The 11,453-nt window shown below is 48.6% G+C and carries 12 protein-coding genes; 4 read left to right on the top strand and 8 right to left on the bottom strand.

Annotation, left to right across the window (positions count from 1 at the left end; all coding sequences use genetic code 11):
- Nucleotides 1-254: 254 nt before the first annotated feature.
- Together QNK41_RS17445 and QNK41_RS17450 are read right to left on the bottom strand one after the other, a co-directional pair.
- Entirely contained in the window at nucleotides 255-1,004 is a 750-nt protein-coding gene (locus tag QNK41_RS17445; protein WP_319259331.1) for a hypothetical protein, read from the bottom strand.
- Between the two features lie 56 nt (nucleotides 1,005-1,060).
- Nucleotides 1,061-1,816 (bottom strand): hypothetical protein, encoded by a 756-nt coding sequence (locus QNK41_RS17450; protein ID WP_319259334.1) that lies wholly within the window; start codon nucleotides 1,814-1,816, stop codon nucleotides 1,061-1,063.
- 249 nt (nucleotides 1,817-2,065) lie between these two features.
- Between QNK41_RS17450 and djlA the strand changes: the two genes are divergently transcribed.
- Nucleotides 2,066-2,821, top strand: coding sequence for a co-chaperone DjlA (gene djlA, locus QNK41_RS17455; RefSeq protein ID WP_319259337.1), 756 nt, complete (start codon nucleotides 2,066-2,068; stop codon nucleotides 2,819-2,821).
- Here the strand turns inward: djlA and QNK41_RS17460 are convergent.
- The 4 genes from QNK41_RS17460 to QNK41_RS17475 all read right to left on the bottom strand — a co-directional run bounded on the left by QNK41_RS17460 (nucleotide 2,814) and on the right by QNK41_RS17475 (nucleotide 6,948).
- Nucleotides 2,814-3,623 (bottom strand): MBL fold metallo-hydrolase, encoded by an 810-nt coding sequence (locus QNK41_RS17460; RefSeq protein ID WP_319259339.1) that lies wholly within the window; start codon nucleotides 3,621-3,623, stop codon nucleotides 2,814-2,816. The genes djlA and QNK41_RS17460 overlap by 8 nt on opposite strands.
- A 517-nt stretch (nucleotides 3,624-4,140) precedes the next feature.
- Nucleotides 4,141-4,542, bottom strand: a complete 402-nt coding sequence (locus QNK41_RS17465; protein ID WP_319259342.1) for a MerR family transcriptional regulator — start codon at nucleotides 4,540-4,542, stop codon at nucleotides 4,141-4,143.
- Between the two features lie 295 nt (nucleotides 4,543-4,837).
- Nucleotides 4,838-6,460 carry a putative glycoside hydrolase gene (locus QNK41_RS17470; RefSeq protein ID WP_319259345.1) on the bottom strand — a complete coding sequence of 541 codons (1,623 nt, stop codon included), beginning with the start codon at nucleotides 6,458-6,460 and terminating at the stop codon, nucleotides 4,838-4,840.
- A gap of 134 nt (nucleotides 6,461-6,594) precedes the next feature.
- Nucleotides 6,595-6,948 carry a flagellar basal body rod C-terminal domain-containing protein gene (locus QNK41_RS17475; RefSeq protein WP_319259348.1) on the bottom strand — a complete coding sequence of 118 codons (354 nt, stop codon included), beginning with the start codon at nucleotides 6,946-6,948 and terminating at the stop codon, nucleotides 6,595-6,597.
- A 659-nt stretch (nucleotides 6,949-7,607) separates the two neighbouring features.
- Here QNK41_RS17475 and QNK41_RS17480 point away from each other — a divergent pair.
- Nucleotides 7,608-8,072, top strand: coding sequence for a hypothetical protein (locus QNK41_RS17480; protein ID WP_319259350.1), 465 nt, complete (start codon nucleotides 7,608-7,610; stop codon nucleotides 8,070-8,072).
- Here QNK41_RS17480 and QNK41_RS17485 read toward each other — a convergent pair.
- Both QNK41_RS17485 and QNK41_RS17490 read right to left on the bottom strand, forming a co-directional pair.
- Nucleotides 8,069-8,518 carry a response regulator gene (locus tag QNK41_RS17485; protein WP_319259353.1) on the bottom strand — a complete coding sequence of 150 codons (450 nt, stop codon included), beginning with the start codon at nucleotides 8,516-8,518 and terminating at the stop codon, nucleotides 8,069-8,071. The genes QNK41_RS17480 and QNK41_RS17485 overlap by 4 nt on opposite strands.
- A gap of 17 nt (nucleotides 8,519-8,535) precedes the next feature.
- Nucleotides 8,536-9,888, bottom strand: a complete 1,353-nt coding sequence (locus QNK41_RS17490; protein WP_319259355.1) for a sigma-54 dependent transcriptional regulator — start codon at nucleotides 9,886-9,888, stop codon at nucleotides 8,536-8,538.
- 630 nt (nucleotides 9,889-10,518) lie between these two features.
- Between QNK41_RS17490 and QNK41_RS17495 the strand changes: the two genes are divergently transcribed.
- Both QNK41_RS17495 and QNK41_RS17500 read left to right on the top strand, forming a co-directional pair.
- Complete coding sequence (locus QNK41_RS17495) at nucleotides 10,519-10,797, top strand: helix-hairpin-helix domain-containing protein (protein ID WP_319259357.1); 279 nt, start codon at nucleotides 10,519-10,521, stop codon at nucleotides 10,795-10,797.
- Nucleotides 10,798-11,167: 370 nt separating this feature from the next.
- A partial coding sequence (locus QNK41_RS17500; RefSeq protein WP_319259360.1) for a winged helix-turn-helix transcriptional regulator occupies nucleotides 11,168-11,453 on the top strand: 286 nt, incomplete at its 3' end.

Genomic DNA, 11,453 nt, shown 5'->3' on the forward strand with positions numbered 1-11,453 from the left:
CAATAATCTGCGATCACCCGGTCGCATGAGATGGCCGCCATTTACTTTCTGCCTCGAATTGATCCGTTGAGATGGTTGATTTAGTTTTCGTCCAGAAACGAGGGATTTTGGTCGAGATCAAGGCGCGCGAAAAATTTTACCGCAAGCGCCCTGAGAGAAGTGCCCTTGGGGTGCATATGGTTGATATTCCGAGGATAAAAGCGTTCGCATAACGCAGATATCGGGCCAAATAGCCGTTTATGGATGGACACTAACTAATCGGCGGCTGGAGCAGCCGTCGCCGGAGGTGCCGCCGGTGAGTCCGTAATGGTCTCTTCGGTTACCGGGGTAGTGCTGTCGGGAGGCAGCGTGGTCGCTGCAGGGAGTGTTGACGCGTCTGTCTGTTTTTCGGGTTTCACTGCAGGGGGGGGCGGTGTTTGTGTTGCTGAAGGTTCCGGCGTGATCGTGGCCGGTGCGGTCGTCGGTGTGGGTATTGGCACCGGCAGCGCCATGGACGATTCGCTTGGTTGCGGGGCGGATTGAGACGGGGACGGCGTGGGTAAGACGGTTTCCGTGGAAGGGGCGGTTTCCGGTGGTTTGATCGGCTCGGGTGTTGTCACAGCAGGTGTTGGTTGTACCGGAACCGTTGATTTGAGTGTGGCGATCGTCTGGTTAGCGATGGCCACATCCGCCTTGGCCTTTTCAAGTTCTTTCTTGGCTCCGGCAAGCTGTCGACGGAGTTGCTCTGTCGCTGTTTTTTCTCCGTCCAAACTCTTCTGAGTGCTTTCAAGCTTATCCATGGTCGTCTTTAGCGTGGCTTCCATGCCTTGGAACGATGCAGCTTCGGATGTAACTGTTGCTATTTCCGCTGTCAGGAAATTGGCCTGCAGGGTGGAAAGCCGGTTTCCAAGAATTATCGAAATCAACGCAAACAATAGCGTCAGTGCGGCAAATGCCAAGGTAAGCGCATGCAACATGGTGCTGGGACCGGTCTGTTTTCTCTGGATGGCGATAGCAGCAGTCATTGGCGCTTTCCCGAAATTTTGAGTTGATTTAAAGGACGATATGGGGGTGCGATGGTTCAGCCGTCAATGGTACCCACGATGATGGTCAAGGACCATTCCCTGTATTTATTATCCATACTGGCCGAAACCTCGATTCCTATGGTTGAAAAAACACGCTGCAAAAAAGAAGCGTATGACGGTGCCGTCTCCTTGCTGTTTACGGCCAGAACGAGACCATTCGGTGGATTGGAGAATGCGCTTTGCGCCACACCGTTGGTCTTCCAACCATCTGCAGTCAGGACTTCTTCCAACTGCTTGGCGGTCATTTCAGACATTTCATCATCCATAACGCAAAAGATATCCACATTCCCTTTGGGGCCCGGATCGAGCAGGTCGATCAGCTGTTCACGCTGGCTTTCCGAAAGACCGCCCTCCGGTTCCAGTTCCAGATCTAAGTATTCAGTGGTTTCCGAGGGCTCACCATTTTTTTTCTCCTGTTCCCGATGGGCTTTAATGGCGCCTTCGGCAATTTCCATCCGCTTCCTGGCATCCAGCAATGCCTGGGTCAGCTCCTTGGTAGACGACTTGCTCAATTTTAATTTGAGTTGATTGATATCCTGGTGTTGCTGGGTTTGAAGCAACTCTTTGCGGATTTCTTCAGCCGTTTTTTCAAGGGATTTGCCTCGTTTATGAGAGGTCTCGAGCTCATCGAAGAGCCCGCTGATGAGTTTTTTTGATTTTCCGACAGTCAGAAAAACCATGACGCCCGTGAGCACTGAAAAAACCAGCGTCGCCGCCAGCATCCAGCCGTTCAGTGCAGCAACCGATTCCATGTTGGTCCACCAAGATAACATACGCGACAGCCTTTCGTGGAATGGTAGAGGAAAAATGCGTAGAGAATATTAAGTACTGATGATACAAAGAAAATGATTATAATTCAAGCTATTTCTGAGTGTTCGGCGGCTATTTCGCCAACCCATCCGACGCTTGGCAACCCTGATGTTATGTGTTACGGGAGTACACCTTCAGTATTGATGGTGAATCGGACACGCGGAAACGAACGGCAATAGGAGAATCGCTTCATGGGATGGATGGGAAAACTGGTCGGCGGAACCATCGGGTTTGCACTTGGCGGACCGTTGGGAGCTATATTCGGGGCGGCGTTCGGGCATGCCTTTGATACGGGATCCGAGCTCGATACATCCGGCAATCGTCCGCGGTTGTCAACGGTGGAGCAGCATCAGCTGACATTTTTTGTGGCGGCCTTTTCCATGCTGGCCAAACTGGCCCAGGCAGACGGACAGGTGACCAAGGAAGAGATCGATTCCATCGAGAGTTTTATGGAGAGGGATTTGAGGCTGAACGCGGAGAGCCGCAATGCAGCCGTTAATATTTTTCGGACGGCCTTGAACGCACCGGGAACCTTTGCCGATTTTGCCCACCAGTTTTACGGACAGTTCCACCATCAGCCTCAGATGCTTGAACTCATGATCGACATCCTGTTGCGGGTCGCAGTGTCTGACGGCAGTCTCGCCCAGGGGGAGGAATCGCTGATCCTTTCCGCCGTAAACACATTTAATTTCAGCACAGGCCGTTACGAGCAGATGAAGTTTCAGTATATCCACACTGCGGATAAGTCCTACGCGGTGCTGGGCTGCAGCCCGGACGATGATGACGATCAGGTAAAACGCTGCTATCGCCAGCGGGCCCATGAGTACCATCCGGACAAGATCGCCGCAAAAGGGTTGCCCGACGAGTTTAACCGATTCGCCCATGATAAATTTCGTGAAATTCAGGAAGCCTGGGAGCAGATCAAAGCCGCCCGGGGTATCAAATAGCACGGATGGCGGATCGAACCATATTGGCGAAACTGGCATTGCCCATGGTAAAGAATTTAACGAACCGGTCCTGCCGGTGATCCAATCGCCGGATGATTTCCTTTTCCGGCAATCCCCTGGTTAACAACGATCCGACGGCGCCGGTGATATCCTCAAGATAGGCCAGTTTGCGGCGTAGCCGGTCCCGGCCATTTTTCAACACTGGATTGTGGGCGCAGAAGAGCGATTCAAAATCGTGTTGCAGGACGATTTGAAGTGACTGGATTTGCTGATCGATTTTTTCATCAGACCTGAAAAACTTGATCCGGTCTCCCAGGTAAAGGTCGCCGGAAAAAAGCCAGCCATTTTGCACTTCCAGGTAAACGGTGTGGTCCTTGCTGTGCCCCGGGGTGTGAATGGGTAGAAAGCGAAACCCATCTGACGCCACTACTGCGGGCAGGGGAGATACGGCAACCGCTCTGGACTGGCCCCAGATCAAATGTTGATAGGGTAAAATGGGTCGGATGTGGCCCATTTTATGGGCAGTCTCAGGATGCCCCATGACAGCGGCGCCACATGTCTTGGCGATCATGGCCGCGTTGCCGCTGTGATCTTCATGGTGGTGCGTCAGCAGGAGTTGTTCGATACGATGGGCCAAGGCGAATGATTTCATTTCACCAGCCATCTTGGCCTGGCCGCAATCGATGAGCGTGTCTCCGATCAGATAACAATAGACATTCATCAACGGGCGGCCGATGATGCCGTATCCCAATTCCAGTGCCGTTACCTGAGAATTGAATGGGTGCTTTTTGACGATCTTCATATCAGGCGGTTATCTCCAGGCACGACCGGCCACCGCTATTCATAAATCTTTTCGTCCACCACATCCGCCTGGGCCGCATCCAGTTCCCAGTTTCGAATATCGGCGTCCGCCTTTTTGCTGGCATGGCTCCGGTAAAAACGCCTTGGGGAATTGAATGCGGTCCTGATCCATGTCCAGACTCATCTGCCGGGGAACCCATTTTACCAGATCCCTGACCTCCTCACGAAAGGCTTTGGCCTCAGCCGACAAAAGATGGTTAACCCCATCGTTGCATAAAAAATATTCGAAAATTATCGTTACTATTTGAAATCATAAATGAAGATTATGATATATTCTTACGTTCTGGAATTCACCACATGTGCAGTCCAGGGTGTAACGATAATTCGCTCATTTTTTTACCCTACCGGGAAAGCCGGAGGCGCCCAGATCTTGCGTTACCAAGGGATCGCAGTAAATTACTACGGCTTCACCCTTGGCGTCTTGGCTCTGATCCCCTCCGGCTTTTGCAACGATGGGGTTAAACATCTGTTTTTCCCTTTTCCAGAGTCTCAAGCCGGTCTACGAGTCTTTGCCTGATCCTCAGCATGTCTTCCTCCATGGCCTTGAGTTCTTGCGTTCGATGCCGGATCTCTTCCAGTTTTTTTGCGCCGTATGTCAACGCCTGTTGAATTTGGTCGATTTCGTTGACGTCCACGTCAGCCAGACCAATCATTTTTGCGATCTCGTCTAAAGAATAGCCAAATCGCTTTCCCCGGAGAATGAGCTTTAATCGGATCCGATCCTTTTTGGTGTACCGGCGCTGATTGCCGGCAGTACGGTCGGGTTTAATTAAGCCCTTCTCTTCATAAAACCGAATCGATCTGCTGGTAATGCAAAATTCCGAGGAGAGGTCCGATATAGAATAGATTGCGTTTTTCATTTTTCCGTTCGGCAAATTATTTAACCTTAACGTTAAGGGCAACTATTACAATGAAAATCGTCCGTCGGTCAAGGGAGAGTCGGAGGGTCAAACCTGCACATGCCTTGGTTTATTTTCAGCCGTGGAATATCAGTGTCTGAATCGGCATGACTCGGAATTGGTATACTGCGTTGGCCGAACAAGGAGAAGGCTGGCGATTTCGAGGTATCTTTGAATTTAAGCAATGACTTAAAGGATAAATCGTTGTCGCCGCGATAACACGAGCTTCCCGTAGCTTCGCATCAATAGTGTCGCCTTACCGCGAAAGTATAGAAGTTGCTGGGCTGGCGACCGGGTCGAGCGAAACACCGAAAATGCTTTCGGAGACGGACGCGATGTTGATGGCTTCAGGCGAGGAAACACCGGCGAGTTTTTTTTCAACAGGCCGTCGTTCTGCCTGTGCATACCTATCCAACCGTGCAGGCGGGATACCTTTGGCGGAAAACAAACAATCCTGAGCCCAATCGATATGAATGGGTCCGGGTCGCATCCGGCGGGGATCTTTCCCTAAATCGCTGCACAGCAGATCGCTGAGAAGCCTGCGTTTCGTGTAGGGTTCGGCATCAGGGTTAAACGGGATCGCTCTTTTTGTCAGAATAAGATCCATGATGCCTTCCTCGAGAGTGGCCAGTATGGCGACCGGAGAGGAATAGCGTGAGCGCTTCCCGTTTTCAGATGCTTCGAGGGAGAGAATGGAATAACCAATTTTAAAGTTGGTGTAGTTGACGATCGCGCTTATCCCGCGTGTTGATCGATCCCTTTCCGACACAAGATCCGTCACCGAAGGATAAAACGTGGGTCTGGGCAAGGTCACACCGAATCGAGTAGCCATGGCTTTGTATGACAGGCTATAGCGCCCTGTTGGACTCCAAATCGACCAACTGCTGCCCGATGCGTTTTCGATCCCATCCATCTGGGCCACGATTTGTTGCGGGGGATACCAGAATCCTTGAATCCATGGCCGAATCGGCTTGTCTGTGCGATTCATCATACTGCGCATGCTGGACTCCATGATCATCTCAGGAAATTCCCCCGGCGATTGTTTGCCCAGAAAACCGCGGGGGAAATGGGACGGATAAAACATGGGACAGATGACGTCCAGATGAGGCGCCATTTTCTCTAAAACCTGCCCGACACCGAAGTCATCGGTTTTCCAGGCCGTCAACCCGAAAACGTCTGCCGAGATGATCACCCCCAAGGGTTTTAATTCATCCTGCGCCTTTTCAAGGAAGGATTTAATGCAGTCGGATTTAGAAAAACCGGGCAGGGTGTTCGGGTAGCTGATGATTGAAAGGTCTCCATCACTGGGAAAACGAACATAGTCAAACTGGATCTCATCGAATCCCATGCAGGCTAATTCTTTTGACAGGGCAATGTTGTATTCCCATACCCGACTGTCACTGGGATTGGTCCAATGAAGGTCGTTGGCGTCTGTCCAGGGTGTATCGGAAGAACCATCCATCACACTCAACTCCGGCCATGCCGCAGCCACTTGATGATCGGCAAAAACATCCAGTTTGGCAATGGTGTGTATGTTGTCTTTTTTCAGTCGGGCCACGTGCTTTTTCAACCCTGAGTGATTGGCTCCGACGCCCATCTGAATGGCCATGGGGTTCTCAGACGGCCACATCAATTTTCCTTTGGGGCTTTTGACGTGCAACACGACTGCATTGACCGGTGTTAATGCGGCGTAATGAACGATTTCATCAAAAGTTCGCTGGGTTATTTTATGAGGCGGAATGTATAATGCGTTGAAGCGGTCCGTGTTTGTTCCGGCTATCGATAAACTGCTGAATGCAGTTGCGACCAAAAAAAAGACCAACGCGGATAAAATTGCTGTGCGGTGCAGGCGGGTGTTAAAATTCAAATGCTCAATCATCCTTTCTCAGTCCCACGGTCTTCCGCCGGCTGAATGGGTTGCGATGCGCTGTCATCATGCTGGGTTGACACAATATGACTATCGGCATTTTTTTGATTTCATGAAGTCGGAGATCGATAATTTTGTCCGGCCTTCTATCCAATGGTATCCAGGAGACTTCCAAGCATTTCATCATATACCTGAATCGTCTTGAGATTGGCCTTGCACCCCGCTTGCGTAGATATCGAATCGGTGATTTCTTCGGCGAGATCGACATTTGAAGCTTCAATTTGCCCCGTTACGCCATTTTCAAAAACTGGGTTGGTGGGGCCGGGCGTATTGTCTATACTCACGTCCGGTTCCACTCCACCCAGCGGTCTTTCCTTGAGCGTTGTGCGGCTTTTTTTAAAGCCGTCTGAATTCACATTGGCGATGTTGTTGGCGGTGACATTCATCTTTACTGAGAATGCCGAGATTGCCGAAAGACTTGAATGTAGTGGTGACATCATGGTTACACCTCAAAGCGGTTCAATTAACAAAACTGGCGGCATAGAGGTTCCGCAAAAATTATGCCGCATGGCAAAATATTAAAAATATAAATAAAATAATAAGTTACGCTTTCATTACTGATTGAATAGGGCGGTGTTGACAAAAAAAGACACGCGACGTCATCAGGTGGCAAAAACTGCCGATGAGGGAGTTAATACTTGCCGGATAGGGACCTGGAATGGCTTGTGTCTTCGATTAACCCCAAGCGAGGAGTGGGTTGTTTCTGGAAGGTCTTGGATTTGAGAAATATCAGAGAGGGTGGGAAGGACGGATGAACCTGTCTGGAAGAGTCATAATAATCGTAAAATTTACAGTATCTTATACGATACTGGGTAGAACTGTTAATAAAAAGCACATAGTCGTGAACGGATGTGTACGAATTTAATGCCAAATATAATTTCGAAGCTACATGTTTTTTTAATAGTTTGCATGATCATTGCTTTACCTTGTGTTGTCTTTCGTTGGCGGCGAGTTATCCAACTATCGCCGCATGCGAAACAGCACCGAAACGGCAAAGAAAAAAGGCGCAGGCGTGCATGGGCACATCGCGGAACCCACCACGTCGCTAACAGCCTGTTGAACGCGGTGGATGCGAAAATATAGAGAATAGGAGGGCCTCATGGTAACCATTGACCCCAACAAACCGATTTTGAATACCAGCGAACACAATCGGGCAGAAAGTCAATCGAATGTAAAAAAAGGCGGGTTTGATGCGATTTTTCGACAGGCGGTTGATTCAACAGAATTCAAGGGCACTAAGACGGAATCGGCACCTTTTCTTTCCGAAATTCGTCCGGCCCAATTTTCATCTGAATCCTTGCCGTCAGCAAACATGATTGTTGACCGGGTCCAGCAGTTGATCGATACGATGGGGGTCTATCAGCAAAAACTGACTGACAGCGGCGCTACGTTAAAAGATATCCAGTCGTTGGTTCAAAAGATGGCAACCCAAAGTGAATCCCTCAGCGCCACATCAAACGTCGTTGAGGGACAGAAAAGTTTGAAAACGATTGTCAATCATTCGTTGACGATCGCATCAATGGAGATCGCCAAATTCAACAGCGGATATTATAATGATGGTTAAATGTTGGCAATACTTTTTGCGAACTCCGGGTCGTTAAATATCCTTTTGGCAAATTTCAAGTATTTCTCGGCAATGGCACGAACGGCCAGTTGCAGTGCATACGGCTTGACAGGCTTTTCCAGCAGATGATTGACATCGGACGCCACGCACATGTTCACAATATCGTCACTGGCGTTGCCTGTGATGATAATGGCATCCGCATGGGCAGTCGGAAATTTTTTGTCAATGGCGTCAAGGAAAAAAAAGCCGCTGGCCCCACCAAGAAAAACATCCACCACAAAAATAGCTACCCCGATATCCCTGCCGAGGCAATAGTCCGTAGCCGCCTCGGAGTCCGTGAATGACAGTACGTTTCCCCATGTATAAAAACGTTTGATCGTCGTGGAAACCACTTTACAAATCCCCGGGTCGTCATCAACGACGATTACATCCAATCCTTCAGGCATTTTTCGTTTCCCTTCATCTATGAATCAATAATATTGTATTTTGCCATTTTACGATAGACCGTTGTTGTATTGATGCCGAGCAGTTTGGCCGCTTCCGCCTTGTTTCCCCCTGCTTTTTGAAGCGTGTGTCGGATAGTTTTTTCCTCGATCACTTTCAAATTGCAATTCACGTCTGCAGGCATCCATGCGCTTGATTGCTGAGCAATTTCACTCGGCAGATCATTCACATGAAGCACATCTTTGACGCCCAGCGCAAACGCTCTTTCAAAAACGTTCTCAAGTTGTCTGACATTTCCGGGCCAGTGATACCCCATCAACAACGCCATCGCTTCCGGACTGACCTCCGGTACCGTTGTTGAGCCTTTACGCTTGTGCTTCTTGATGAGATGGCTGATCAGCAAAGGGGTATCTTCTCGGATTTCCCGTAAGGGTGGCATGGTAATGGAAATGACATTGAGCCGGTAATACAGATCTTCTCTGAAGGTGTTATTTTTTATTGCCTCTTCCAATTTCTTATTAGTGGCGGCAATCACGCGCACGTTTACTTCTGTTTCCCGAGTGTCTCCAACGGCACGGACTTTTTTTTCCTGCAACACCCGAAGTAAACTGACTTGAACTGCCGTTGAAACCTCCCCAATCTCGTCCAGGAAAATAGTTCCACCATCCGCGGCTTTGAACAGGCCAATGGAATCTTTCGATGCACCGGTAAATGCGCCTTTTACATGCCCGAAAAGTTCACTTTCCAGGAGGCTTTCCGCGATAGCGCCGCAGTTGATGGGAATAAACGGGCCTTCTTTTCGGTCACTGTTGTTGTGAATGACGTTGGCTGTCAGTTCTTTTCCGGTGCCGCTTTCACCTCCGATCAGCACCGTTGGGCTGCCGAAGCTTATTTTATCGATGATTTTGTAGATGTCTTGCATTTTAGGGGACATGCCCACCAGTTCATCATATTTGTATCGTTCTTTAAGTCGGTTTCGAATCAGCTGATTCTCTTCCTTCAGCTTTTGTTTTTCGATGATACGATCGATCAGGATTTTGAAGCGGTCGAAGTTAATCGGCTTTTGGAGGAAATCGTAGCTGCCCAATTTCATCGCTTGGATGGCTGTTTCGATGGTGCCATAGCCGGAGACGATGATCACTTCCGTCTCTGAAGAGACCGCTTTGATCTGTCTCAGCAGTTCCATGCCACTGATTTCGGGCATATTCAGGTCGGTAAACACAACACAGAAATGGTTTTCCCGAACCATCTCGATGGCCTTCTGACCGCTTGACTCAGTGGTGACGTTGAATCCGCAGCGACTCAGAAACTGTTCAACCATGGACAGAATCTGTTGATCGTCGTCAACAAAGAGAATTTTATAGTTTTTCATAATTTTTTATAGTGAGTGGTCAAATTTGTAGACAGTTCAAGCAGGCTGATGTGGCGGGCCGAACTCATCCTCCTCTAATCTATAAAAACATACAACTTTCTATTATTAATAGGTAAAATATATTATTTAAACTATGTCATGAACATCAAAAGAAAGTCAAGGTACCAAAAGAACGGTGTATTAATATTTTTTTTCTGCCTGGTATTGAACGTGCAGTAACTGTCATTCAGTTTTTGGATGTTTTCAAACTGGATTAGCATAGATCTGAGCAGCATTCCCATTTTTGACCTGAACTGACCTCCCTTCACCCCTAAGCATCGTTCGTCTTTAACTCACGCTGGTGGTCCCGTTGCCCTTAGCTTGTCGAAATCAAGCATTGGTCACGATCATCGTGAGGTAGGGGCGGCGAACGAATACGGATATTTCAATTGCGTTTTGCCGTGATTGGCATGGCAAAACCAGCAAACGTCCATCCTATAGCGAGGATTTGCGTTAACGATCAAGGCCAGAGAAGATTACATCGTCGCGCATAATTTTTATGAAGGGATGTAATTTATAACAAGCCATTGAAAATAAACGTAAAATAATCATTGGATGGGCCCATGAGAACCTTTAGGAATAGGAGGATGTATGAACCATTTCAGGAAAAAAGTTTACCTGGCCGTTCTGGTTACAATTGCAGTCATCTTAACCGGAGCTTGCTATGTAAACGCAATGGACAAAGTCAACATCAACACCGCTGGTGTTGAGCAACTGAGCGAGCTTGACCGGGTGGGCGCCAAATATGCCCAACGAATCGTTGAATACCGTGAAACGATCGGTCCGTTCAAAGCGCCGGAAGATATCATGAACGTCAAGGGTATCGGCAAAAAAACCTGGGAGGCGAACAAAGACCGAATTGTCGTCTAAGATCCACCTCTTAACATTTTCTGTTAACCTTGCAACCGTGATCCACGATTGTCGAATCAAATGATGCAGTCAGGCCTGCTTGCCCTTGCGCGGATGGCAGGGCAAGCAGGCCATTCTAAAGCAATTATCGGATAACCACCGATCAACATCAATTCCATTGTTCCGCGAACGCCCGATTTGCCTTACCATCTATAATTATTGTTAAACTGCATTGTAGAATTTATCTTTACGATTGACTCCCGCCTGCTTTTGTGTTCAATAGATGAACGCGTCAATGATCTTGCGAATTGCATTTCCTACTTTCATTCCTCTTCCAAGGCACATCGGTAGATGTAATCCACACGGCGGAGCTATAGGCGATCAGCTTATAATGGAATCGAAAAACCTTAAAACATTGCAGCTTTTGGAAGCCATCGCTGCGGATAAACCGACTTCACAGCGTGAATTGTCGGACACCCTGCAAATATCCCTGGGGCTGGTGAATTCTTTCATCAAACGGTTGGTAAAAAAAGGATACTGCAAGATAACGACCGTACCAAAAAATCGGGTCAAATACATGCTGACCCCTGCGGGGGCGATGGAAAAAACTCGCCTGACGTATGAGTACATTTCAAGTTCGTACCACTATTTCAAGGCCGCCAAAAACAGAGTGGAGG

Source organism: Desulfosarcina sp., assembly GCF_033791525.1.
Classification (GTDB): Bacteria; Desulfobacterota; Desulfobacteria; order Desulfobacterales; family Desulfosarcinaceae; genus Desulfosarcina.